Raw genomic sequence first — 23,268 nt, 5'->3', positions numbered from 1 at the left:
TCGAGGAGCCGCGAACGTTCCGGCATTTGTGGAAGGCCGTCGAATATCGTCCACCAGCCGGATCGCAGTCGGTCGAAGAAGCAGCACCACAGTGCGGCGCCAGTCGATCAGTTGCACCCGGAAAATTGCCCGCGGTTTCCCTGAAGACGCTAGGCTTCTCTTCCGTAGCGGAAATGGATCCGGATTGGCTGACGAAACTGCTGGCAAGACGGAAGTAGCTGGTTGAAAGCCCACTATCGGATCAGCAATTTCTGTTATCCTCGGCTGAATCCGCCAGCACTCAACCTGTCGCTGCAACGCTTCAGAAAATGCCGCAATGTCAGCTTGGCGCCTCAAGCCGGCATGCTAGGGGACAGCTCTACGGCCACAAGCTGCCGTCAGCCGATGCCAGGCCCTCGCTCGCTGGCAGTGAGAAGGCTGACGGGCGCGTCTGGATTAGCTGGTGGGTCGCGGCGTCCAATTCGTCTCCTTGCCGTTAGCCAGCCTGCCCGCAATTGCCCTTGGGGCGAAAAGCCTGCAACGAGCCCGGCGAAAGACCATACTTTCCCATGGTCGCAGGCTCAGTGCCAGCATGGCCATCATCCCCAACCACCGATTTGGTTGGACGGCGCAAAAGTAGCGTGGTGAGCGCTAGATCAAACCTTTGCGAACGCCCTATCTTGTCGAAACCGCAGCCTCACGACGTCCGGCGCTCAGGCCACTGCCTTGTGATGGGTCGTAGCCGCTCTTTCTTTGCTCTCTTTCGCCCGCATACATAGCGCGCGGAACTCTTCGACCTCGGCCTCGGTAAGGTGCTCGATGCCGATGAAGGCGTTCTTGGCGGCACCCGAGCGGATCAACTCATCGAGTTTAGCCTGTATGGCGGCACCGTCGCGGTTCTGGGTGTTCTGAATCAGGAAGACCATCAGGAACGTTACGATCGTCGTACCTGTATTGATGACCAATTGCCAGGTTTCGGAATAGTGGAAAACCGGGCCGCTCACGGCCCAAACCAGTACAGACGCCAAGCATAAGGCAAAGACCCACGGGCGGCCAGATGCGTGCGCGACGACGGTCGCCACGCGATTAAATGTCTTTTCCATTGGGTGTCCTGATGACGAAATGTGAAACTGGCCCCAACAATGTACAAAGCCCGATTTTCGTTCCACGCGCATCGGACAAATCGGGCGCAGCCGACGCCGACTGTCAGCGTCGGAACCTCTGGATGACCCCGGGGTTAGCCATCACCTGACACGGGAGACTCAACAATCTGAATCTGGAGAGTTCCAATGGTTACAAGCAAGAAGGCCGCAGCTGCTGACCACCTCCCGGTCGAGTTTCTGCCTGCCGCGCTGGTCGGAAGAGGCATCGAAAGACATCGCTACGTCCTTATGCGCGTTCAGGCGCGCCACCACGTTGCCGAAGACGATCGCAAGCAGCAGCACCAGGCCTTGGAAGATACCGGTGTAGAAAGAGGAGACCCCTCCCGAGAACAGCACCTTCTGCAAAAGCATGAGCGTGCCGGCTCCGAGGATCGATCCGACGAGGCTGCCGCGGCCACCGCTAAGCGGTGTGCCGCCGAGCGCCACCGCGGCAAAGGTGAGCATCAGGAACGGCGTGCCCGCCGACGGATTGCCGGTCGCGGTCTGAGCGCTCAGCATGAAGCCGGCGACGCCGTAGAGGATGCCGGCGCCGACAAAGGCCTGTGATACGCACGCCTGAGACGGCCACGCCGGAGAAACGGGCCGACTGTTCGTCGGCGCCGATTGCATAGAGGCCGGTGCCGGTGGCGGTGCGCCGGAAAGCCAGCCATAGCAAGACGACGGCAACCAGGAACAGCCCGGCAATCGGAACGACGCCGAAAAGCGTATCGGTCAGGGTGTAGGTGACGAAGTCGGCGATCATGCCGCCGGGCGCGTCGAGAATGACGAGCGCGAGCCCCTGACAAATGATCATCGTGCCGAGCGTCGGCGCGATGGTCTGGAGCCCGAGCCTGGAAACCAGAATGCCGTTGATCAGGCCGACGAAGGCTCCGATCGCGCAGCACATGAGCGGGCTGACAAACGCTCCGCCCGGGCCGTCGAGCGGATAGACGGCCACCAGTACGTTGGTCAGCAAGACGACGCCGGCGACGAACAAGTCGAAGCCGCGGCTGATGACGACAAGCGTCTCGCCCGCGGCCGCGAGCGCCAGCGGCGTCGAATTGTTGATGAGGTTGGTGAACGTGTAGACCGACAGCGCATCGGGGCGCCAGAACGCATAGAGCGCATGGAGCGGCGGCGCGACCAGTATTGGCACAGCCTTTCAGGCGGTGAGCGCCAACGCGTCCACATCGCCCGCGCCCTAGCCCAGACCCCAACCGAAATCTAGCTGGACGAACCGACAAACCATCTGGACATCCAGCATCAGATCGAAGTGCTGCGGTTGATTTCACAGCTGTCACTGACCAGCATCATCGCGCTGCATGACCTCAACCATGCCGCGATGTTCTGTGATCAGTTGGTGGTGTTGGACAAAGGCCGCATCGTCGCATGCGGTGCGGCCGGATCGGTAATTACAGAGGCTTTGCTACGTGACGTGTTCCGAGTGGAGGCCCGCGTCGAGACGAGCCCGTACCACGGGGGACCGCACATCCACTATCTGGCCGAAACAACTCCAGCCAGATCCTCTACCGTTATAAGGTAGTGCTGAGTCAGAGCGCGCGGAGGCCTTCTCAGCGTCTCCGAGCGCGGCTTGTGCAAGCGCGCTGCGTTCGGCCTCGACGTCGCGGCCCACAGCCACCGCGGACGCGAGTAGGCTGGGATCGGGGTGCTCGGCCCCCGCGACCGCGGTCAATCAGATGCGCGGCAACAAATCGCTCGCATCACCTTGAGGCCAGTGGGTTGTCTTGACGCCATGGGCAGTCGCTTCAGGCAAAATGTAATTCGGGCCAGGATCGCCCTTAGCGACAACGGAATAATGGAAGATAGTGCCTGAATGCGGGGATGCCCATTGAAGGCGGCCTACTGACATGGATGGCGCCGCCGGCGCGCCTCTGCGCCGGGCAAAGTTATCGCCTAGAAATAGCCGAGGATGGATTTGACCTCGAGATATTCCAGCATGCCTTCGACGCCATATTCGCGCCCGTTTCCCGACTGCTTGAAACCGCCAAACGGGGCGTGTGGATCCCAGGCCGGGTAGTTGAGGTGCACCTGGCCAGAACGGATCCGCGACGAGACGTCCCTGACGACCTCCAAGTCCTCGCCTTGCACATGGGCCCCCAAGCCGTACACCGTGTCGTTGGCGATAGTGACGGCCTCCTCGACTGTGTCATAGGGGATGATGCAGAGAACCGGCCCGAAGACCTCTTCCTGCGCGATCCTCATGTGCGTGCGCACGTCCGAAAAGATGGTCGGCTTTACATAGAATCCGACATTCAGACCGCCGGGCCGACCCTCTCCGCCGGTCAGGAGTTTCGCGCCTTCCGAAATGCCGACACCGATCATGGTTTGGATGCGATCGAATTGAGCACGGTTGGCGATTGCACCATGAGTCGAGGCTTCGCAAAGAGGATCGCCAACAACGATCTGGGCAGCGGCTCCTTTGGCGATTTCCTCGATCTCGGTGAGCAGCGGACGTGGCACGATCATGCGCGTCGGGGCGCTGCATGACTGGCCGAGATTGCGGAAGGCGGCGGCTATGCCCAGAGAAACGGCACGGTCGAGATCGGCGTCCGGCAGGATCACGTTGGGCGACTTGCCACCGAGTTCCTGCGCGACACGCTTGACCGTCTGCGCTGCCGCCTGCGCCACCGCAATGCCCGCCCGGGTGGACCCGGTAATGGAGATCATATCGACATCCGGATGGGACGCGAGACCAGCACCCACGCATGCACCATCACCTTGGATCAGATTGAACACCCCGGCAGGAAAGCCGGCTTCCTCGATCGCTTCGGCGAACAGCAGGGCGTCCAGGGGAGAAAGCTCGCTCGGCTTCAACACGACCGGGCAGCCTGCCGCGAGCGCCGGCGAAACCTTGGCGGTGATCTGGTAAAGAGGCCAGTTCCACGGAGTGATCAAGGCGCAGACACCGATCGGTTCGTGGGTGACGGCGGTTTGCCCCCGCTGCTTGACGAAGGGAAAGGCTGTCAGCACATCACGCGCAACCTTGACATGCGCGATCGCCAGCGGCACCTGAGAGCTGCGCGCATATCCGATCGCCGCGCCCATCTCGAGGGTGAGGCATTGCGCAAGCAGTTCACTGCACCCTTCGAGCAGCACCTGTAGGCGATCGAGCAGGCCGGCACGATATTCCGGCGTGGTCCGGCTCCAGGCGGCGAATGCACGGCGGGCCGCCGCAACGGCCACATCCACGTCCAAGCTGTTTCCAAGCGGAAACCGAGCCACAACCTCTTCGGTGGAGGGGTTCACCACGACGCCCTTGGCGGTGCCGCTCGGCTCGACCCATTGACCGTCGATGAAGAACTTGTCCAGGTGGCCGTTGCGCGACAGATGTTCGAGGGGCGTCATCACGCGACAAGATCCTTTATGCGGTAATAGGCACCCAGAACCGGCAGGAACCAGGGGTGCCCGAAATAGCCGGGGATCACCGGCCAGTTGAAATCCCTCCAGGGCTTCAAGTCGGGGCGCCCATCCATGACATCAGTCATGGTGCTGCCTATCAGCGTCGACATATACAGCCCGTAAGAGGTAGACTTCATTTTCTTGACCACCAATGCTGATTTAAGTGGGGCGGCATCCGAGGCATAGTTGCGCGCCTACCAGCCGCGCATCCGCTCCCAATGCGCTTCAATCCTGGGGCTGTCCCCTCTGACGACACTGTAGAAATCATGCTGCGCGGCCATCGCGCACGCATGGTTAGGCAGGATCCGCACCCGAGACCCGAGCGGCAGTTCGGGCATGGATTTCCCTGAACCGGCACGCATGGCAAGGATACCGTGTTCCTGGCTGGCCTGGGCCACGATCACATCGTCAAGCACCCGCCCCTTTTCGTCGCAGACCACGCCGTAACCCTGATCGATCCGCTGGTTTGCGGTTCCCCGGTCGCGCGAAAGCGCCATCCACCCGGCGCCGACCAGCACCCATCCCTTTTCCGGCTTCGAGCCGATCACCGTGGCCAGTACGGAAATCGCGATATCGTCGCGGTCGCAGACCCCAATCCCGTGCTGGACGAGATCGAAGAACATGTAGACCCCGGCCCGCAGCTCCGTGACACCCTTGAGATTCTGGGCGAAATGCGCTGTAGGCGTCGAGCCGACGCTGACGATCGGGCAGGCATGGCCTTGGGTGCGCAAGATTTCAGCTGCGCGCACGGTGGCTGAACGCTCGTTCTCCGCTGCCCTGACCAGTGCATCGGGCCTGTTCAAGCCGTAGGATTCGCCCGCATGAGCGAGAACCCCGACGAGCGTGGCACCGGCAGCGACGACCCTGCTGGCCACGACGGGCAATCTAGGGTCGTCCGGCTTCAATCCGCCGCGATGGTCATCGCAGTCCAGTTCGATGAAGACCGACGGCGTCATGCCGGTGGCTTGGCGCGCGCCGGCCAGGGCGTCGGCCTGCTCCACAGTATCGAGCAACAGCTTCACATCAGCGCCGGTACGGCGACAAAGCTCCATGGCGCGCCTGGCCGAAGCCGGCGAGATGCCAACCGCATAAGTGATGTCGCAAAAGCCGTGGTCCGCGAAATACTCCGCCTCGGCGATGGTCGAGACCGTGATCGGACCGGCCTCGCGAGGGAACGCGTATCGGGCGACGTCGATGCTTTTGGCCGTCTTCATATGCGGGCGCAGCACCACGCCAAGCTTCTTGGCATGCTCAGCCAGCCGTTGAATGTTGCGCTCGAGCCGTCCGCGATCCAAAAGCAGCGCTGGGGTAATCAAGGCATCGATCGTCTCAGTCGTCTCGCTCGCTGCCAGATTTGCCGCCATCTTGTTCATCATCTCGTTTCCTAGGTGAACGACTGGTTTGCCAGCGCGTACATATGGGCTGAGCCCTCGGAGACAGGCCGCTGCCCCTTGACCATGGCGGTCGCCGAGCTGACCTGCTGGAGGCCGAGGCTCTCGAGCCAACCGCCCAATCCATCTTCGGCATAGATATCGATGCGAACGAATTGATGATGAAGCTTAGAAAGCTGCGCCAAGATTAAAAGCCGCGCATCCTGGTCACTCTCGGCCGCACAGGGACCGATGACATAGCCACGGCCGAACCTCCTGCTGATGGCGTAGCCGGCAATCCGCCCGTCGCGCTCGATAACGACGACTTTGCCCGCATCGGCAAGCGCCGCCACCAACGACGAGCGGGGCATGCCCATGGCCCGTTCGTCGAAAGCCTGGATCGCCGCGAGGTCGGAGAGCGTCGCCTGACGCACACCGTCACCGGCCCCCCGCGTCACCGCAGTGGTCAGAAGGGCTTGGTGCTGGAGCACCGTGCCCCAGGCAGTGAAGCCGCGCCGCTTGTAAAGCGCGAGCCCCTCTTCGGTGGACGTGAGCAGCACGTTGCGACCCTGCGCCGCCTCAAGCAATCCATCAAACAGCCGCGAACCGTTGCCACCGCCTTGCGCAGGGCCAGTGACGATGATCATGCCGACGGTGGCAAAAGCCTTGCCGTAAATCCACGACATGGCGGTGCCAATCACCTGCCCTGCCTGCTCGAGAACCAGCCCCCTGCCGAAAGTGGCGGCGAATTCCCAATCCTCCAGGCGATAGGGCCAGCCCATCTCCTGCGACAGCTTCAGCGCGCCCGGCAGATGGCGGGGCTCCAATTTCATCAACTCGCTAGGGATGACGATGTCTCGCTCGAGTTGCGGGGCCATGGGGAGGTGCCGTCTCTTGATCACTGTCGAATCGAAGTCGGACCTTAGAATTGCGCCCCAACAGCAGATTTCTCTGCTGTTTTTCCCTTTCAAATAAGCGAGATCATTCGTTTTCGGCAGTTCCTCGGCACGCCAAGTTGCACAAATCGGGCGAAGAATGTCCGGCAGCTTGAGTCCCGTTTGTGATTACCCTCGCTGGGCGAGTCGTCCGCACCATCCAAAATGGATGCGATCTCAGCCTCTACGATGGCATAGCCGCAAACACTTCCCAGCGATGAGCACTTGATGCTCAGAAGGAATTTCGGATGATCTATATCAGCGAGGAGGAATCAGCCGCCCTCGTCACCCATGAGCTTGCTTTCGAGGCGGCGCGGGAGGCTCTTGTGGCAGCAGCATCGGGGCAGGGCTGGGTATTCCCTGCTGTGATCGGGCGCACACGGGAGGCGACCAATACCTTCTCTATCAAATCCGGGTCGTCTGACGACCTGACCGGAGTGAAAATCGGCTCCTTCTGGTCGGGCAACCCGGCACGTGGCCTTCCCCGCCACAACTCCACCATCGTGCTGCTCGATCAGAATACAGGACGGCTCCGCGCTGTAATCGAGGCCGGAAAGGTGAACGCCTACAGGACGGCCGCCGCCGACGCGGTTGCAGCTGATCTTCTTGCGCGCAAGCAGGCCAAGGTTTTGGCGATATTCGGCGCCGGCAATCAGGCGGGCTTCGAAGTGAGGGCGCTCGCACGCATCCGCGCAATCGAAAGCGTGTTGGTGGTGGCCCCGTATTCGCCGCGGCGCGACGCTTTTGTTGATCAGATCGGCGAATGGGGCCTGCAGGCGCGCGCTGCCTTGCCCGATGAAGCCGTGCGTGCGGCCGACATCGTGGTCACGGCGACACCCTCACGCGAACCGCTGTTCGATGCCGCTTGGGTGGGGCCCGGAACCCATATCGTCAGCATGGGGTCGGATGCTCCAGGCAAGCGCGAATTGCCGAGCGAACTATTCCCCAACGCACGTCTGTTTTGTGATCTGCTTTCCCAGTCCGTTCAGATCGGCGAGTTCCAACACGTGCGCGACGTGATCGACGCCGGCGTGCTTGCAGTAACACCAATCGGCGACGTCATTGCCAAGCGTGCGTCCGGACGCCTCTCCGACACCGAAATCACTGTCTTCGACAGCTCCGGTATCTCCCTGCAGGACCTCTACATGGCTGACGCGCTGATCCGCGCCAAGACGCCCCACCGCTGATCAGCTTCGCACCGAAAAGTCCCCGCCTCGATGGTGCGGCTGCACTGGAACAAAGAGCCTTACGACAGAGCTCCGCGGCCCCGTACGAGCGCAACCACACACGGCAGCCCTGAGTGGGAAGACCTCAGGAATCGGAAAAGTCTCAAGCGCGCGCACCGGCGCGATCTTGGCGGTCCCGAAAACCTCGGGCGTATAGGTCTTCGCGCAGATGGCCTTCAGATCGGCGGGCGGAATATCGTCGATGTAGAGCGACAGGATCTCGAAGGCGAGGTCCGGATAGGACAGCCTCCGCCACCGATCCAGCATTGCGTCATCCACACGTGGGTAGGTCTCGGGCACATAGACCCCGCCATCCGGCGCCAGACCTTCAAGCAGAATTTCGCAGAACTTCCTGCGTTCGGGATGGCCGCGCGTGGGCATGTAGTGCATGCGACGCTCTTCCTTGTAGACGCGATCGTTCAGCGGGCCGCAGCGCCGCAGGGTCAATGGGCCGCCAGCTTCAGCCGTCAACGTTAGGCCCGCCACCACGCGATCTTGTCCTGCAGGCCATAGCGGCGATTGTTGGTGCGCGTCAGGCCTGACTTCCGGCTGATCTTCAGATAGCGGCGATGTCCAGCTTCGAGCCGTCGACCAGACGCGACAGGCGGAACGGTGTAGGATCGACGCAAGGCGTGTCGTTTACGACAAGCTCGGCGGCCAGACAACCAAGCCCCGGGCCCAAACCGAAGCCGTGGCCCGAGCAGCCCGCCGCGAGGACGAGGCCTTTCACCCCGTCCACCTGCGATACCACAGGCACTGCGTCCGGCGTGCAATCGACGAAGCCGCCCCAGGCACTATCGATCTCTATGTCGCCGAGTTGGGGGAAGGTCTTCCGAACACTCTCCACCACTTGGCTTACCAGCCATTTTAAGGGTGGAGGATCCAGCACCCGATTCTGTTCGAAGATCCGATCGTCGCTTGTCAGCAGCGCCGACACTGAATCCGGCCCCCAAAGGAACGATTGGCCGATGCCGAGCCTGACGTTCTTTAGGCGACGCAAGAATTGCAGCATGAATTCCCGGCTATACCGGATAGCCTGGGGCGTGATTTCGAGGTTCGCCTTGCCGCTGATCGCAAGCGTATAGCTGCCGTCCAGTCGGCGCGTGATCGTGCAGTAGGGTGTGGAGATTGCCTCGCCTATGTTGATTGTCGGGGTGGAACGCAGCGCGGTCTGCCGGATGCTCGCTTGGGGGAAACTGATCCCGAGCGGCCTAAGGAAGCGCGAGGACCAGGCGCCAGCGGCGCACAGCACCGCGCTGGTTCTGATGTAGCCCTTCTCCGTGTGCACGCCCGCAATCTTGCCATTGGCCAAGTCGAGCGCCCGCGCGGCGCATTCCTGGTGGATGGTGGCGCCCAGAGCTCTGGCCCCATCGGCGATAGCCGGCGCAGCGAGCGCAGGTTCGGCCTTACCATCCCGTTCCGAATAGGTCCCGCCGATCCATTTGTCGCGCGCTTCGGGGACGCGCTCGGCCACCTCCGCCCGGCTCAGCATGCGGGTGTCGACCTCGTACTCCCTGGCGACCTCGCGCCACCTTTCCCAGCCGGCGAGCACAGCCTCGTCGTGAGTCGCAAAGACGAGACCGCAGCGTCGAAATCCAAGGTCCCGATTGATATCGCGCGTCAGCTCGTCCCACAGTCGCATGGAGATCACCGAGAGCGGCAGTTCGCGCCGATCGCGGTTCTGCTGACGGCACCAACCCCAGTTTCGGCTCGATTGTTCACAGGCGACGTGCCCCTTCTCGAGCAGAGCCACAGAGAGGCCACGCTTCGCCAGGAAATAGGCGGCCGTAGAGCCTAGGATGCCGCCGCCGACTATGACGACGTCGACCTCGGCCGGGAGACGCTCATCACTGTGAATGCGTTCGACTCGGGGCGACATGTTCCAACCAACCTCGGCTGCCAAGAATGCGGAAGCAAAGTTCCGATCAGCCCTTCATCGCATCGTGCGCTCGAAAGAATGTACCGAAATCATCTAGGACTTCGCCAGATGTGCGGGTTTTTTGATCCCTTGATCGATACGAACTGCTCAAGCCCGACCGAGTTCCAGTTCGGCGCAGGGCGGCGTAACCTGCTCGCGAGTCCGTTGGATCGCGCTTGAGGGTCTTGAGCTTGCAGCGAAGTGGTAGGCGGCAACGAAGTCGGCGAGGTGTTACCTGAGCTGATCGTGGGTCTCGTAGTAGAAGCGTTTGACCGTAGCGTCCTTGATCGTGCGATACATCCTTTCGACCTGTCCATTGGTCCAATGATGCTTGGCGTTAGTCGTACGATGCTCGATGCCGTTCGTGGCGCAGCCATATTCGAAGGCATGCGCCCAGAAGCGTTCGCCGTCGGCGATAGCCTCTTGATCTGCGGCACGGCCGAGATGCCTCCAGCCGGGCCGCAGCGACGAATGGTCAAAAAGGCCGTCACCTTTGGCTGTCAGCGGCTGGCGCGCCAGAAGGCGATACGGTCCTGCAACCGATAGCCCTGGATAATCGCCGGCATGAACCATGGATTGCCGCGATAGAGCGGAATGGCGGAAGGCGGTCGAAAGTCGAACGCCGTGCGCGACTGCTCGCCATGCCCCATAAGCTTGTGGGCCGCACGCATACCGACCCATGGTGCCCAGACCACGCCCGAACCGCAGAAGCCGGTGGCATAGACCACACCGTCCTTCTCGAAGATGCGGGGCAGCATGTCGCGGTTCATCGCGACGTTGCCGAACCAGCAATGCGAAAGGCGCACGTTTTCCAGCTCCGGGAACAGGTTCACCAGGCCCTTGCGTAGGAGAAGTTTCGGGGCAATCGGATCGCCGACGCGAGAACTGTCGCGCCCTCCCAGCAGAATGCGCTTTCCGTCAGGCGAGGGACGATAATAGAAACCAAGTTGCCGGTTCTCGGTGATCGTCATTAGCTTCGGCATCAGGCGGGCCATGACATCGGGCGCGAGTTCCTCTGTCACGATGATCCGACTGCGGACCGGAACCAGGCGGCGGCGCAGAAAGGGGGCGGCGCCGTCGGTGTATCCATTGGTACAGACCAGAACCTGCCGTGCATCCACGGTCCCTGCCGAAGTCACGACGCGGAACCCCGAACCATTCCTCTCGATCGCTTTGACCGCTGTATGCGAATGGACTGGCAACCCGGATGCGAGCGCCACCCGCAGGAGTTCAGCATGGAGTTTTGCGGGGTGCAGGCCGCCAATGTCCATCCGAACGGTTCCGCCGCGGTAGAAATCGGTGCCGATATAGTCTCGCTGCTCGGCATGCGGAACGGCGTAGGACTCGATCCCCAGTTTCTTTGCCAGAGTCTCGGCGCCGCGTGCCATCTTCTCGTACTGTCCGTATCCGAAAGCGCCTTTGAACTGGCCAACCAGTCGGAAGTCGCAGTCGAGCCCTTCGGTCTTGATGAAGTCGTAGAGGAATTCGCGCGCAACCTTGCCCTCGGCCTCGATCGCCATGGCTTTCTCTTCACCGAAGCGCTTGGTGATCGTGGCGTAGTCCGGCCGGATGCTCCCGCTCGTAATCCCGCCATTGCGCGTGGAAGCACCCTCGCCCGGATTCATCGCATCAAAAGCGGCGACCGAGCGTCCCTCGCGCGCCAGCACAAGCCCGGCCGAAAGCCCGGCATAACCGGCGCCGACAATTGCCACGTCAAGTGTCTTTGCCACGCGCTGCGGCGGCAGCGGCATGACGGGCGCCGCTTCCCACCAGTATGGCGTGTTCTTTTCGATTCTGGGCTCGTGCACGTTGCTGACTTCTCTTGATGTTCCAGGGATTAAGAAAGCGATCGCTCGCGGCACTTCAAATATGGTCATCCCGGACGTCCAGCGCGTCACGCAGTCCGTCGCCAATGAAATTGAAGCTGGTTACCGCGATGGTGATTGCCGCTCCGGGAATGATTGCCAGCCATGGTGCGCTGCCCAGATATTGCTGGGCGCCATTGAGCATGTTGCCCCAGCTTGGCAGTGGCGGCTGAATGCCGTAGCCGAGGAAGCTGATGTAGGCTTCCATGAGAATGGCGCGCGCGACCGTCAAGGTCGAAGCAACGATAATTGGACCGATGGCGTTGGGAAGTATCTCCCGAAACATGATATGCGTGCCGCTCAGCCCCAGCATTCGCCCAGCCTGGACGAATTCGCGCTCGCGGAGCGAGCGGACCTCGGCCTCCACAATTCGGGCTACTTCCATCCAGCTGGTCGCAGCGATGACGACGGTAATCATTATCGGGCTGGGTTTCAGCGCTGCGGCAAGTGCCAGCACAAGAAAGATAGACGGGAAGGCCAGAAAGGCGTCGACCGTGCGCATCAGCGTCGCCCCGATCCAGCCGCCGCGGTATCCAGCAATTACCCCAACGAGCGTGCCAATCAGCGTCGACAACAGCATGGCGAAGAAGCCCACCAGCAGCGAGATACGTCCTGCCATCAAGAGCCTTGCCGCCAGGTCGCGGCCGAGCGGATCTGTGCCTAGAAAGTGGTGACCCGTAAGCGGAGGAGCAAAGCGAGCCCGCAGATCGATATACAGTGAGTCATACGGCAAGAGATGGGGGCCGAGGACGCAAGCAAGGGTCAGGAAGACGATCATCGCCAAGCCGAGCAGCGCCAGGCGATGTCGCATGAAACGAAGCGCCGCGCGGTTGTTTGTCCAGCGGCTTGGAGCTGCATTTGCGGTGAGAGCGGTCATGTCGGCTGTCTCCTGTCGGGGGAAGTTGCGCGCTCAAGCCAGACGAATGCGCGGATCGACGATAGCGACGACAATGTCGGCGATCAGGTTTCCAAGCAGAACGAGGATAGCCGAGAACATCAAAAGCCCCATCACAACCGGATAGTCGCTGTAACCAAGGCTATCAAGAAACAACCGTCCCATTCCTGGCCAGGTAAAGACAGTTTCGGTCACCAGCGCGCCAGTGAGAACGCTGGGAAGCTGCATTCCGGCCAAGGTAATCATCGGCAAAAGCGCGTTGCCGACGACATGCTTCATCAGAATCCGGCGTTCACTCAACCCCTTGGCCCGAGCCGTCTTGACGAAGTCCTGGCTGATGGCGTCGAGGGTCGCCGTCCGCATATAGCGGCTCCAGATCGCGACATGGACCAGCGACAGAACGATGCTTGGCAGGATCAGATGGTGGAGATAGCCCAGGACCGAGCTATCGCCGATCTCGGACATATTGCCCGCCGGCAGCCAGCCCAACTTCAGGGTAAAGATGTAGATGCCGACGAGGCCGAACCAGAAGGTAGGGACCGACAATGCAACCATAGCACCGACAGTTGCGAGATAGTCGAACAGCGAGTAGCGGCGCGTGGCGCCGCGGATTCCAATCCAGGCGCCAAGAGAGATCGCAATCGCGGTTGAGGATCCCATCAGCAGCAGTGTGGCAAAGAGATGGCTGCCAATGATCTGCAATACCGGCGCTCCGTCGCGGAATGAGTGACCCCAGTCGCCCTGCACCAGCCGCCAAGCCCAGTCCAGATATTGGATCCATATAGGCCGATCGAGGCCCAGCAGCCCCTTAAGGCGCTCGATATCCTGCTGGGTCATTCCGGGATCGAGTCCGAATTGCGCCAGCGGGCCGCCGGGAAGGAGGTTCAGAATGCCGAAGCCGATGATCGAAACGATCACAAGCAGCACCAGGCTCTGCGAGAGGCGATTGAGCAGGAAGCCGCGCATTCTGAATCCTCCGTTGTAGGTTGACGATTTCAGTTGTTGCCGCCGCACCAGTGAAATTGGGCCGCGGCAACTGCGTGATTAGGCCTTCCACTGCCAGGCTGCGGCATGCCACGACGCAGTGCGCGTGTTGGCGTTGGGCTCGAAACCATCCAATCCCTTCTTGCGCCCGAGGACGTTTGTGTACGCGAACAGCGGCAGGAAGGGCAGGTCCTGGCGCACCAATTCCTGCACGCGATTATAGATCCCGCGCCGCTCTTCCGGATCGAAGCTGCGAGCACCCTTTTCGAGCAAAGCATCGACCTCAGGGTTGGAGTATTGCCCGGTGTTCGAACCGTGTCCGCCTTGGGCAGCGATTGCCTTCGTATGGAGGCGGTTTGTGGCGTCGGGGTCCGCGGCAATCAGATAGGTGACTCCTACCATGGCGGTGTCGAATTGCGACTTCAGCCAGAATTCGCCCCACATGACGGCTGGGGGTAAATTCGAGATGACCATCTCGACGCCGATCTCGGCAAATGTCTGCTGCAGGAATTGCTGTGTTTGCTCACGAAGGTTGTTGCCTGACGTCGTCGAATTGGAGAAGGACAGTCGCACCCCATTTTTTGCGCGAATTCCATCTGAACCCGGCGCCCAGCCGGCCTCATCAAGGATTTGGCGCGCCCGGTCCAGATTGAACTCCTGAACCGGCAGCTTCGGGTCGTAGTAGTAGGACTCCTTCGGCATGAAAGTCTCGGTAAGGGCGCCCACGCCGTAGTAGATCGTGTCGACGACCGCCTTCCTGTCGATTGCGGCATAGAGCGCCTGGCGCACCGCCAGTTCCTTGAACTGCGGACGCTCAAGATTGAGATAGATGGACTCGAGCGCCGACCCTGTCTCCAGCGTCACCACCCGATCCGGCAGTTCATGAGCCTCCGTGTAGTGGTCAGCCGTGATGTAGGCTTGGTCGACCACGTCCACGTCGCCGCTCTTGAACTGCGTGTAGAGCACGGTCATGTCGGGGATGTATTTGAAGATGAGTTGCTCGATATAGGGACCTTCGCCGGCATAGTCGGGATTGGCGACGAGTTCGATATGATCGCCCGCGACGCGCTGGCTCCATTTGAATGCGCCGGTGCCGACCGGCGCCTGGTTGAACGCGCCAGTATTCGGATCGGCCTCTTTTTCCAGCATGTGCTTGGGCACGATGAAAGTCTCGGCCAGGAACGACAGATAGGGCGCGAAAACCTCCTTCATCCGCCATGTGATCTCGGTGGGCGAAACCACCTTAATGTCCTGTACGAGCGAATGGCCGCTTGTACGCCAGGCGCGAAACTTCGGATTCGTGATGAGCTCAAGGGTGTACTTCACGTCCTCGGCCGTGAAGGGCTCACCGTCGTGCCAGCGGACATTGTCACGCAACCGGATGCGCCAGTTGAGGCCGTCTTCCGAAATGCCGCCATTTTTCTGGCTTGGAACCTCGGCTGCGAGATTCGGCTGGAGGACGCCTTTAGCGTCCATCCTGACCAACGCATCGAAAACCGAGAAATGGACCGCGTCATCGACTTCGATATGCGCCATCAACGGATTGAAGACCGTTGGTTCTTGTGAAAGACCGACGACGACGCGACCGGACGGACCCGCGGCAGGAGTCTTGGCGAAAGCGGGCTTGCCCAGCAGATTGGGCGCGATTATGCCCGCGGCTCCACCTATGGCCATCAGTCGCAGCGCCTGGCGTCTCGAGTAGTTGGAAGTAGTCGTTGAATTTTTGGTCATGATAGTTCCTCTCTTGTTATTCTCATGCGTTTGCTGCAACGCGACGGGCATTGCCCGGCCGCTCCCCTGGGATTGCCGCTACCAGTTGGCGCGTGTAGGCCGCCTGCGGGTTCAAGAATATCTGCGAGGGCGGTCCGCGCTCGACGATCCGGCCCTTCTGCATCACGGCGATTTCGTCACAGATCTGGCTGGCCACGCGCAGGTCGTGCGTGATGAAGACCATCGACACGCCGGTCTCGCGCTGGATCTGGTCCAGGAGCTGCAGGATCTGCGCCTGGATCGAGACGTCGAGCGCGGAGACCGCCTCGTCAGCAATCAAAAGCCTCGGCTTAAACATCAAAGCCCGAGCGATGCCTATGCGCTGGCGTTGCCCACCCGAAAACTCGTGCGGATAGCGGTCGAAGGCGCCAGCATCGAGACCGACATGGGCCAGAAGCACCCGCGCTTCTTCGCGCGCTTGCGTATAAGGCATCCCGTGTGCCACGGGGCCAACCGTGATGATGTGGCCGACCGTTGAGCGTGGGTTCAGGGACGCGAAGGGATCTTGGAAGATCATCTGGATCCGCGGTCTTAGCGGGCGGAACTTCGCTTCGGAAAGCTTTGCTATGTCGGACCCCTCGAACAAAATCTCGCCGCCGTCGCTGTCCAGCAATTTGATCAGAAGCCGGCCCAGCGAGGATTTTCCTGAACCGCTCTCGCCCACGACCCCCAGCGTCCGGCCAGGCGCCAGTTCGAACGAAACCTCGTTCACAGCTTTCACAATTCGCTGCGCGCCGAACAACGCACCGCCGCCACGATAGGTCTTCACCAGACCCTCGACCTTCAGGATTGGCTCCTTGCTGCCAGGCTCCGCACGAGGGCGATCCTCGCCGATCAGATGCGGTACGGCCGCGATCAGGCGCTGGGTGTAAGGATGCTTGGGCGCCTTCAAGACCTGCTCGGCGCTGCCCTGCTCGACGATGTGACCCTTTTCCATCACCACGACACTGTCGGCGATCTCGGCCACCACGCCGAAATCGTGGGTGATGAACATCACGCTCATGCCCTTGCGGCGCTGAATGTCTCGGATAAGTTCCAGGATCTGTGCCTGGGTGGTTACGTCGAGCGCGGTGGTCGGTTCATCGGCGATCAGCACCGTCGGCTCGAGCGCCAGGGCCATGGCGATCATGACGCGCTGCCGCTGCCCGCCAGAAAGCCGGAAAGGATACTGGTGATACATGAGTTCGGGATCTGGCAGGCCCACTTCGGTGAGCAGCTCGATGGCGCGGCTGCGGCAGGTTTTTGGCGTGCCGTATCCATGCGCGGCCATGACCTCGTCAATCTGCGCACCCACTGTCATCAAGGGGTTGAGCGCGGAGAGCGGGTCCTGAAAAATCATCGACACGATCCGTCCCCGCAGGTTGCGCAGCTTGTCGGGAGACATGCCGATGATGTTCATCCCCTCCAGCTGGATCGCACCCGTTGAGACGCGGATCACCTTTGGCAGAAGGCCCATGATCGCGTTTGCCGTGACCGACTTGCCCGATCCGGACTCGCCTATGATGCAAAGGATCTGGCCGCGTTTCAGATCAAACGAGATATTCTCGACCGCATGGACCCGCTCCATGCCGGCCGGCAGACTTACGGTCAGATCGCGCACCGAGAGCGCCACTTCATGAGGAGCTACAGCTTGGATGCTGGCGATCATCGAGACCTCTCCCTTTTCAGCCGCGCTCTTCAGCCCGCTGCGGATTGCGTTGTCGATCTCCGCCCGGGGCGATCAATCGGTCAAACTGTTCCCTATCGTGAACTCTCCGGCTCACTTACAAACCTCCCTGCCATCGTGGCACTGTGTGGCGGATGTCCGGGGAGTAACGGACCTTAATCGACAATGAGTGTGACCCATTCTGGCCGGCAGAGTCGTTGAAATTCGGCACGCAGGCAGCACGAACTTCTGCAAAGGAGGCCAAATTTGGCATTTCACTCTGCGCCTGTTCCAGCGCCACGGGAACAGATCAGGCAAGTTCATCCTTGCGACGACAGTATGTGCCTACCATGGCAAGGAGCCGTGGCTGCTGCCACGGCCGAATCCCTCGAAACCGGGGCGACCATCGCTCCGCCAATGGTGCCAGAGCATCGTGACAGCAGGAGCAAACTCATTGCAGCGTCACGCTCATGGTCATCCCGGGCCGATCCGAACAGGTGAGGATATGCCCGGTTCCGGTGGTGAGGACGCAACCGGTCTCGAGTCGCAACAATTGTCCGTCCCCCACGGCTCAAACGGCAGGATATTTCGCCCGCCTACGAATTTCGCGGGTTATGGCTGAAGTCCATGCACTAGGCTGTGTCAAACACAGGTTTCCCGCCCATGCCTGCACCACTCATGCATATCGAAGCCAGTCCATCACTGCCTCGCGAGGCGGAGGTCGTCGTCATCGGGGGCGGCGTGGTGGGCGTGTTCACGGCGTATTATCTCGCACGCCGCGGCGTCAGCGTCGCCCTGGTCGAGAAAGGGCGCGTGGCGGCGGAGCAGTCCAGCCGAAACTGGGGCTGGTGCCGCCAGCAGAACCGCGATGCGCGCGAGCTGCCGATGGCGACCAAGAGTCTCGATCTCTGGGAGAAGGTGGCTCAGGAGACTGGCGAGGATACTGGATTTCGCCGTTGCGGGCTCCTCTATCTCTCACAGGACGAACATGAGCTGGCGGGCTGGGCGAAATGGCGTGACTTCGCCAGGACGGTAGGCGTTACGACGCATGTTCTGTGCGCGGAGGAAGCCACCGAGCGGGGCAAGGCGACCGGACGCGAATGGAAGGGCGGCGTTTTCTCACCGACTGACGGAACGGCGGATCCCTCCAAGGCGGTGCCGGTTGCCGCGCGCGGAATCATGGCGGCGGGCGGCACCGTGAATCAGCATTGCGCAGCGCGTGGACTGGAGTTGAGCGCCGGCAGGGTCAGCGGCATCGTGACGGAAGCGGGAACCATCCGTGCGAAGACCGTGGTCATGGCCGGAGGCGCCTGGGCTTCCTCCTTCTGCAACCAGCTTGGTATGCGCTTTCCGCAAGCTGCCGTGCGTCAATCCATTCTAGCCGTGGCGCCAGGCGCAACTGGCCTGCCTGATACCCTGCATACCGCGAGCGTCTCGCTGACGCAGCGCAGCAACGGTGGATACACGCTGGCGATCAGCGGGCGGGCTCGCGTCGATCCAACGCCACAGCAGTTCAGGTTCAGCCGCGAGTTTATACCGATGTTCGCACGCCGCTGGCGCAATCTCGCTCCGGGCGCCTTCGAGGGCTGGCGTCAGGGCCATGAAAGCCTGCGCAAATGGGGCCTTGACGATATTACGCCAATGGAACGGAACCGGATTCTCGACCCGAAGCCTGACATGGGACAGATTCGGCTGACATATCGAAGAGCCTGCGAATTGATCCCCGAACTCCAGCGCGTCGCGATCTCCGATGTCTGGGCGGGTTATATCGACAGTACACCCGACGGCATTCCCGCAGTCGGCGAAGTGGAGGGGATTCCGGGTTTCATCCTGGCGGCGGGGTTCAGTGGTCACGGCTTCGGGATTGGCCCCGGCGCAGGGCATATGATCGCCGACATAATTTCAGGCAGCGAGCCTATTGTCGATCCGCGTCCTTATAGGCCCGAACGCCTGAAGAGCGCTGCGTGGGGCAAGGTCGCTGAATTCTAAGGAGATCAGCTTGCCAAGGTACAACCGGCGCACACGAGATTGAGGCCGCGAGTGCTCAAAACAGGGAAGTGACGATGCGCGAATATGAGATTGCCGCCATTCCTGCCGACGGGATCGGCCCAGAGGTGATCGCCGCCGGCCTCCAGGCGCTTGAGGCGCTGCAGCAGCGCTGCGGCGACTTCAAGCTGCGCGTCCAGCACTTCGACTGGGGCTCGGACTACTATAAGGCCAATGGCCGGATGATGCCCGAACATGGCATGACGCAACTCAAGCGCTTCGACGCCATCTTCTTTGGCGCGGTAGGCGTCCCCGATCTGCCCGACGACATCACGCTCTGGGGCCTCCGGCTGCCGATCTGCCAAGGCTTTGACCAGTACGCGAACGTGCGGCCGACCAGGATACTGCCCGGCATCGCTTCGCCGCTGTCGGGCGTCGGCCCTGGTGATGTGGATTGGGTGATCGTGCGGGAGAATTCGGAGGGCGAGTATTCGGGCCACGGCGGCCGCGCCCATCGCGGGCTTCCCGAGGAGGTGGGAACCGAAGTCACGATCTTCACGCGCGTCGGCGTCACCCGCATCATGCGCTATGCATTCCGGCTGGCGCGGTCACGGCCGCGAAAGCTCCTGACTGTTGTTACGAAGTCCAACGCGCAGCGTCACGGCATGGTAATGTGGGATGAAATCGCAGCCGAGGTGGCGCAAGAGTTCCCTGACGTCGCGTGGGACAAGATGCTGGTTGATGCTATGACGGTGCGTATGACGCTCAAACCTCGCAGCCTCGATACGATCGTCGCCACCAATCTCCACGCCGACATTTTGTCGGACCTTGCAGGCGCGCTCGCGGGCAGTCTCGGCGTTGCACCGACCGCCAACATTGATCCCGAGCGGCGCTATCCCTCGACGTTCGAGCCAATCCACGGATCGGCTTTCGACATCGCCGGCAAGGGCATTGCCAACCCCGTGGCCACCTTCTGGACCGCTGCCCAGATGCTCGAACATCTGGGCGAAGGCGCAGCCGCCTTCCGGTTGATGAGCGCTGTAGAAGCGGTGACGAGTGAAGGCGTGCTGACGCCGGACGTTGGTGGGACAGCGACCACGTAGGAAGTGACGGACGCCGTCTGCCGGACGGTCCGCGGTTCAAAGGTGTGACAGGTTTGCGATGAAGCTCGACAAGATCGACATCAAGATCTTATCCCAACTGCAAAAGAACGGGCGCGTCACCAACGTCGAGCTTGCCGACCTGGTCAACCTTTCGCCGAGTCCTTGCCTGATGCGAGTGAAAAAGCTTCAGGCGGAAGGCTTCATTACCGGCTATTCCGCCCAGATCGACGTGTCCAAGCTCGGACAGACTCTAACGATCTTCACCGAGGTTACGCTCAAGCACCATCAACCGTATGACTTCGCGAGATTTCTCACCGCCATTCAGAAAGTCGATTCTGTTATCGAATGCCATCTGATTTCGGGCGGATACGATTACCTTGTGAAGTTCGTCACGGCGGGCGTAAGCGAGTATCAGACGATCATGGAGCGCATGCTCGAAATGGATATCGGGATCGACAAATATTTCAGCTTCGTCGTGCTGAAGTCACCGATCGTAAAATCCCATTTGCCTCTCGACATCATTTTCGACAGATGAAAAGGCGCGCTCGGCGGTCGTGAGAGCCATACACTGTTCCGCCACGTTTGTGCAACGTAAGGACGTTCCACATAGCTGAAATTGCCAAGTTCGCTTCGGCGATGGCATCGGTCAACCCTTCATCGCTGCCCGCACGTCCTTGTCTTCGAGCGTTTGATCCAGCGTCATTCGCGTGCGTTCGAGGATACCATCGATATCGTCGTCCGTGCAGCAGAGCGGCGGCGCAAAGCCGAGGATACCGCTGTTGAAGGCGCGAATGACAAGGCCGTTCTCCCACGCGCGGTCGAAGATGCGGCGCCCCGGATCGGCGGCCGCCGGCAGTGGTGTTTTGCGCTCCTTGTCCGTGACAAGCTCGATTGCGGCCAGCATGCCGCGACCGCGAATATCGCCAACCAGCGGGTGATCGGCGAGCGAGCGGAGGCCGTCCATCAGGCGATTCCCGGCCTTGCGCCCTTTCTCGAGCAAGCCATCTTCATAGAGACGCAGGCATTCGAGCCCGACTGCCGCGCTCACCGGATGGGCTGAGTAGGTATAGCCGTGGCCGACAGCCGCTTTGCCGGCTCCGTCCGCGATCGTATTATACACATGGTCGGTCATGAAGACGGCGCCCATCGGCACGTAGCCCGACGTCAGTCCTTTCGCTGTGGTCATCAGATCCGGCACGACCTCGTCCTCCTCACAAGCGAAAAGGGGGCCCGTGCGGCCAAACGCAGTGATGACTTCGTCGGCAACGAACAGAACGTCGTGTTCTTTGCACACGGCGTGCAGGGCCTTTAGCCAGCCTGCTGGTGGAACCAGGACACCACCCGAACCCTGGATAGGTTCAGCGTAGAAGGCCGCGACGCGATCGGCGCCCAGTTCAGCGATTTTGGCGCGCAGCGCCGCGACCGATGCATCGATGATCGCCTGCGGGTTGGCACCGACCGGATTGCGATAGGCGTAGTGCGAGGGGATCTTGTGCTGCCAGTCGTAAGGCACGCCAAAGCCCGCATGGAAAGCCGGCAGCGCGGTCAGACCTGCCCCTACCGTCGAGGATCCATGGTAGCCATACTCGACCGAGATGAACTGGTCTTTTCGCGGCGTACCCTTGGCGTGGTAATAATAGCGAATGAAACGGATCGTGCTGTCTATCGCGTCGGAACCGCCCAGCGTGAAATAGACATGGTTCAGATCGCCAGGCGCCAGTTCGGCAAGCCGGGCGGCAAGACGAATGGCCGGCTCCGACCCCAGCCCGAAATATCCCGTCGCATAAGGGAGCTCTCTTAGCTGCTTGGCCGCTGCCTCGACAACACTTTCCTGCCCGTATCCGATGTTTACACACCATAGACCCGCGAATCCGTCCAGCAAGGTTTTCCCGCTTGCCTCGGTCACCGTCGCGCCCTTGGCGGATTTGAGCACCCGCACGCCCGTCTCTTCGTGGCTCCGATAGCATGAAAACGGGTGAACCAGATGTGCGCGATCGAGTTCGATCAGGGAGTTTGCAAGCATTTCTTCCTCCGATTTCAGCGTAGCGCCTGACTGACGAGCGCATAAGTCCGGTGTGGTGTGGTTTCGTCCTTCGGCTCGCCTGCGGTTCGTCGCATCGTTATGCCATCGCCGACGCGAGCCAGTCGGCGCCGGGTAAACCATTCGCCGAGGTCTGTGGATTCGTCCGTGTCGATGCGGACAAACTCGCCCGGACAGTCGGCCAGCAGGAAATCGATCACGCATCTCGCTTCGTAAAGGTTCCTCGCCACCACCGGCCCAATGACCAGCCCGCGGCCAAACCGACGAAGTGCCGCAAACGCCTGAACATCGCCTTGATCGCGAACGACGGCGAACTTCGCGCGCTCGCGCAACGAGCGCATGAGCGCCGACCGGTCATGACCAAACGCCGCCCGATCCAGAGCGACAAGGCGCGCCTGGTCGCCGTCCTCGCTCCATGACACATGTTCCGGCGCGTCTACAGGCGGCGCCAGGCCTTGGTGCTGCACTATCTTGCCGGTCGCGACAAATCCCAGCTTCTCGTAGAGCGGAAGCCCTTCCTGAGTCGCCACCAAATAGCAGGTGCGCTCGCCTGCCTTGGAAAGCGCCTCCTCCATCAGCCTGCGCCCGAGCCCGCGACCGCGCATTGCGGCATCGACGATGACCATGTTGACGGTAGCGGCATCGTGGCCATAGGGCGTCATCAAGATCGTCCCCACCACGCATCCTTCCTCCTGGACAACCACGCCTTGGCTGAGCGATTGCATCAGTTCCCAGTCTTCACGACGGTGCGGCCATCCGACCTGGCGGGACAATTCGACAGCATCGTTCAAATGCTCGGTTGTCATTGTTTTGAGCGTGACGCGCTCTGCGGTCATGGGTGGTTTCCCGGCCTGAATTCTTCAATGCCAAGTTAGGCTGCGGCCGACAGCAGTTCCTCCCGACGCGTTCCGGTAGGTGAGGTCTTTTGACTTTCCTTTGCGGCCGGCGCCGCATTTTATGCCGACGAGCCGAGGCGAGGAAGCTCCTGG

20 protein-coding genes and 2 pseudogenes are annotated in these 23,268 nt (G+C 61.2%); 5 read left to right on the top strand and 17 right to left on the bottom strand.

Translation table 11 applies throughout. The features are described from left to right. Nucleotides 1–692: 692 nt before the first annotated feature. The 3 genes from LB566_RS26295 to LB566_RS30435 form a co-directional block, all read right to left on the bottom strand. Complete coding sequence (locus LB566_RS26295; RefSeq protein WP_140552936.1) at nucleotides 693–1,082, bottom strand: low affinity iron permease family protein; 390 nt, start codon at nucleotides 1,080–1,082, stop codon at nucleotides 693–695. 159 nt (nucleotides 1,083–1,241) lie between these two features. Next, entirely contained in the window at nucleotides 1,242–1,586 is a 345-nt protein-coding gene (locus tag LB566_RS30440; RefSeq protein WP_411910517.1) for a hypothetical protein, read from the bottom strand. Beyond that, the gene (locus LB566_RS30435; protein WP_318012876.1) at nucleotides 1,543–2,277 is read right to left on the bottom strand and encodes an ABC transporter permease subunit; all 735 of its coding nucleotides are present in this window, start codon (nucleotides 2,275–2,277) and stop codon (nucleotides 1,543–1,545) included. The genes LB566_RS30440 and LB566_RS30435 overlap by 44 nt, the downstream gene beginning before the upstream one ends. Here LB566_RS30435 and LB566_RS26285 point away from each other — a divergent pair. Then, nucleotides 2,182–2,664 (top strand): annotated as a pseudogene (locus LB566_RS26285) (ABC transporter ATP-binding protein). The gene LB566_RS30435 and the pseudogene LB566_RS26285 overlap by 96 nt on opposite strands. A gap of 371 nt (nucleotides 2,665–3,035) precedes the next feature. Here the strand turns inward: LB566_RS26285 and LB566_RS26280 are convergent. The 4 genes from LB566_RS26280 to LB566_RS26265 are packed head-to-tail and all read right to left on the bottom strand — an operon-like array spanning nucleotide 3,036 to nucleotide 6,789. Further along, nucleotides 3,036–4,490 carry an aldehyde dehydrogenase family protein gene (locus LB566_RS26280; protein WP_140552932.1) on the bottom strand — a complete coding sequence of 485 codons (1,455 nt, stop codon included), beginning with the start codon at nucleotides 4,488–4,490 and terminating at the stop codon, nucleotides 3,036–3,038. After that, nucleotides 4,487–4,678 carry a hypothetical protein gene (locus LB566_RS26275; RefSeq protein WP_224628745.1) on the bottom strand — a complete coding sequence of 64 codons (192 nt, stop codon included), beginning with the start codon at nucleotides 4,676–4,678 and terminating at the stop codon, nucleotides 4,487–4,489. Before LB566_RS26275 ends, LB566_RS26280 begins: the two co-directional genes overlap by 4 nt. Nucleotides 4,679–4,735: 57 nt before the next feature. Further along, nucleotides 4,736–5,914: an alanine racemase gene (locus LB566_RS26270; protein ID WP_224628881.1), complete on the bottom strand. Its 1,179-nt coding sequence runs from the start codon at nucleotides 5,912–5,914 to the stop codon at nucleotides 4,736–4,738. Between the two features lie 11 nt (nucleotides 5,915–5,925). Next, nucleotides 5,926–6,789 carry a GNAT family N-acetyltransferase gene (locus LB566_RS26265; RefSeq protein WP_224628742.1) on the bottom strand — a complete coding sequence of 288 codons (864 nt, stop codon included), beginning with the start codon at nucleotides 6,787–6,789 and terminating at the stop codon, nucleotides 5,926–5,928. A gap of 305 nt (nucleotides 6,790–7,094) precedes the next feature. On the opposite strand from LB566_RS26265, the gene LB566_RS26260 reads away from it, so the two are divergent. Then, nucleotides 7,095–8,033 carry an ornithine cyclodeaminase family protein gene (locus LB566_RS26260; RefSeq protein WP_224628737.1) on the top strand — a complete coding sequence of 313 codons (939 nt, stop codon included), beginning with the start codon at nucleotides 7,095–7,097 and terminating at the stop codon, nucleotides 8,031–8,033. On the opposite strand, the gene LB566_RS26255 is transcribed toward LB566_RS26260, so the two are convergent. From LB566_RS26255 to LB566_RS26220, 8 genes and pseudogenes are all read right to left on the bottom strand, one after another. Continuing rightward, complete coding sequence (locus tag LB566_RS26255; RefSeq protein WP_224628736.1) at nucleotides 8,034–8,519, bottom strand: hypothetical protein; 486 nt, start codon at nucleotides 8,517–8,519, stop codon at nucleotides 8,034–8,036. It lies immediately after the preceding gene. 109 nt (nucleotides 8,520–8,628) lie between these two features. After that, nucleotides 8,629–9,951 carry an NAD(P)/FAD-dependent oxidoreductase gene (locus LB566_RS26250; RefSeq protein ID WP_140552929.1) on the bottom strand — a complete coding sequence of 441 codons (1,323 nt, stop codon included), beginning with the start codon at nucleotides 9,949–9,951 and terminating at the stop codon, nucleotides 8,629–8,631. A 273-nt stretch (nucleotides 9,952–10,224) separates the two neighbouring features. Continuing rightward, nucleotides 10,225–10,380 (bottom strand): annotated as a pseudogene (locus LB566_RS26245) (IS481 family transposase); the annotation flags it as partial. 110 nt (nucleotides 10,381–10,490) lie between these two features. Continuing rightward, on the bottom strand, nucleotides 10,491–11,741 hold the full coding sequence (locus LB566_RS26240; RefSeq protein ID WP_263498385.1) for an NAD(P)/FAD-dependent oxidoreductase: 1,251 nt from the start codon (nucleotides 11,739–11,741) through the stop codon (nucleotides 10,491–10,493). A 112-nt stretch (nucleotides 11,742–11,853) separates the two neighbouring features. Beyond that, entirely contained in the window at nucleotides 11,854–12,732 is an 879-nt protein-coding gene (locus LB566_RS26235; protein WP_140552927.1) for an ABC transporter permease, read from the bottom strand. Nucleotides 12,733–12,765: 33 nt separating this feature from the next. Next, a complete protein-coding gene (locus LB566_RS26230; RefSeq protein ID WP_140552926.1) occupies nucleotides 12,766–13,716 on the bottom strand; it encodes an ABC transporter permease in 951 nt (316 codons plus the stop codon). Nucleotides 13,717–13,794: 78 nt separating this feature from the next. Then, on the bottom strand, nucleotides 13,795–15,465 hold the full coding sequence (locus tag LB566_RS26225) for a peptide ABC transporter substrate-binding protein (protein ID WP_224628877.1): 1,671 nt from the start codon (nucleotides 15,463–15,465) through the stop codon (nucleotides 13,795–13,797). A gap of 22 nt (nucleotides 15,466–15,487) precedes the next feature. Then, nucleotides 15,488–17,152, bottom strand: a complete 1,665-nt coding sequence (locus tag LB566_RS26220; RefSeq protein ID WP_224628734.1) for an ABC transporter ATP-binding protein — start codon at nucleotides 17,150–17,152, stop codon at nucleotides 15,488–15,490. Between the two features lie 660 nt (nucleotides 17,153–17,812). Between LB566_RS26220 and LB566_RS26215 the strand changes: the two genes are divergently transcribed. From LB566_RS26215 to LB566_RS26205, 3 genes are all read left to right on the top strand, one after another. Further along, the gene (locus tag LB566_RS26215; protein ID WP_224628733.1) at nucleotides 17,813–19,138 is read left to right on the top strand and encodes an NAD(P)/FAD-dependent oxidoreductase; all 1,326 of its coding nucleotides are present in this window, start codon (nucleotides 17,813–17,815) and stop codon (nucleotides 19,136–19,138) included. Nucleotides 19,139–19,212: 74 nt separating this feature from the next. After that, nucleotides 19,213–20,238 (top strand): tartrate dehydrogenase, encoded by a 1,026-nt coding sequence (locus LB566_RS26210; protein ID WP_224628731.1) that lies wholly within the window; start codon nucleotides 19,213–19,215, stop codon nucleotides 20,236–20,238. A 58-nt stretch (nucleotides 20,239–20,296) separates the two neighbouring features. Then, nucleotides 20,297–20,773: an Lrp/AsnC family transcriptional regulator gene (locus tag LB566_RS26205; RefSeq protein ID WP_140552924.1), complete on the top strand. Its 477-nt coding sequence runs from the start codon at nucleotides 20,297–20,299 to the stop codon at nucleotides 20,771–20,773. 111 nt (nucleotides 20,774–20,884) lie between these two features. On the opposite strand, the gene LB566_RS26200 is transcribed toward LB566_RS26205, so the two are convergent. Together LB566_RS26200 and LB566_RS26195 are read right to left on the bottom strand one after the other, a co-directional pair. Continuing rightward, on the bottom strand, nucleotides 20,885–22,261 hold the full coding sequence (locus LB566_RS26200; RefSeq protein ID WP_224628729.1) for an aspartate aminotransferase family protein: 1,377 nt from the start codon (nucleotides 22,259–22,261) through the stop codon (nucleotides 20,885–20,887). A 14-nt stretch (nucleotides 22,262–22,275) separates the two neighbouring features. Continuing rightward, on the bottom strand, nucleotides 22,276–23,115 hold the full coding sequence (locus LB566_RS26195) for a GNAT family N-acetyltransferase (RefSeq protein ID WP_224628721.1): 840 nt from the start codon (nucleotides 23,113–23,115) through the stop codon (nucleotides 22,276–22,278). Between the last annotated feature and the right edge of the window lie 153 nt (nucleotides 23,116–23,268).

Origin of the sequence: Mesorhizobium sp. CA13 (genome assembly GCF_020165235.1) — a bacterium.
GTDB lineage: Bacteria > Pseudomonadota > Alphaproteobacteria > Rhizobiales > Rhizobiaceae > Mesorhizobium.
The sequence above is the reverse complement of the archived record's forward strand: the minus strand, read 5'-3'. Positions and strand labels throughout refer to the sequence as shown.

Excerpts from the sequence above, each read along its gene's own strand:
- LB566_RS26295 (WP_140552936.1), bottom strand. The coding sequence starts at position 1,082 with ATGGAAAAGACATTTAATCGCGTGGCGACCGTCGTCGCGCACGCATCT.
- LB566_RS30440 (WP_411910517.1), bottom strand. The coding sequence starts at position 1,586 with ATGCTCACCTTTGCCGCGGTGGCGCTCGGCGGCACACCGCTTAGCGGT.
- LB566_RS26275 (WP_224628745.1), bottom strand. The coding sequence starts at position 4,678 with ATGAAGTCTACCTCTTACGGGCTGTATATGTCGACGCTGATAGGCAGC.
- LB566_RS26270 (WP_224628881.1), bottom strand. The coding sequence starts at position 5,914 with ATGAACAAGATGGCGGCAAATCTGGCAGCGAGCGAGACGACTGAGACG.
- LB566_RS26265 (WP_224628742.1), bottom strand. The coding sequence starts at position 6,789 with ATGGCCCCGCAACTCGAGCGAGACATCGTCATCCCTAGCGAGTTGATG.
- LB566_RS26260 (WP_224628737.1), top strand. The coding sequence starts at position 7,095 with ATGATCTATATCAGCGAGGAGGAATCAGCCGCCCTCGTCACCCATGAG.
- LB566_RS26250 (WP_140552929.1), bottom strand. The coding sequence starts at position 9,951 with ATGTCGCCCCGAGTCGAACGCATTCACAGTGATGAGCGTCTCCCGGCC.
- LB566_RS26240 (WP_263498385.1), bottom strand. The coding sequence starts at position 11,741 with ATGCCGCTGCCGCCGCAGCGCGTGGCAAAGACACTTGACGTGGCAATT.
- LB566_RS26235 (WP_140552927.1), bottom strand. The coding sequence starts at position 12,732 with ATGACCGCTCTCACCGCAAATGCAGCTCCAAGCCGCTGGACAAACAAC.
- LB566_RS26230 (WP_140552926.1), bottom strand. The coding sequence starts at position 13,716 with ATGCGCGGCTTCCTGCTCAATCGCCTCTCGCAGAGCCTGGTGCTGCTT.
- LB566_RS26225 (WP_224628877.1), bottom strand. The coding sequence starts at position 15,465 with ATGACCAAAAATTCAACGACTACTTCCAACTACTCGAGACGCCAGGCG.
- LB566_RS26220 (WP_224628734.1), bottom strand. The coding sequence starts at position 17,152 with ATGATCGCCAGCATCCAAGCTGTAGCTCCTCATGAAGTGGCGCTCTCG.
- LB566_RS26215 (WP_224628733.1), top strand. The coding sequence starts at position 17,813 with ATGCCTGCACCACTCATGCATATCGAAGCCAGTCCATCACTGCCTCGC.
- LB566_RS26210 (WP_224628731.1), top strand. The coding sequence starts at position 19,213 with ATGCGCGAATATGAGATTGCCGCCATTCCTGCCGACGGGATCGGCCCA.
- LB566_RS26205 (WP_140552924.1), top strand. The coding sequence starts at position 20,297 with ATGAAGCTCGACAAGATCGACATCAAGATCTTATCCCAACTGCAAAAG.
- LB566_RS26200 (WP_224628729.1), bottom strand. The coding sequence starts at position 22,261 with ATGCTTGCAAACTCCCTGATCGAACTCGATCGCGCACATCTGGTTCAC.
- LB566_RS26195 (WP_224628721.1), bottom strand. The coding sequence starts at position 23,115 with ATGACCGCAGAGCGCGTCACGCTCAAAACAATGACAACCGAGCATTTG.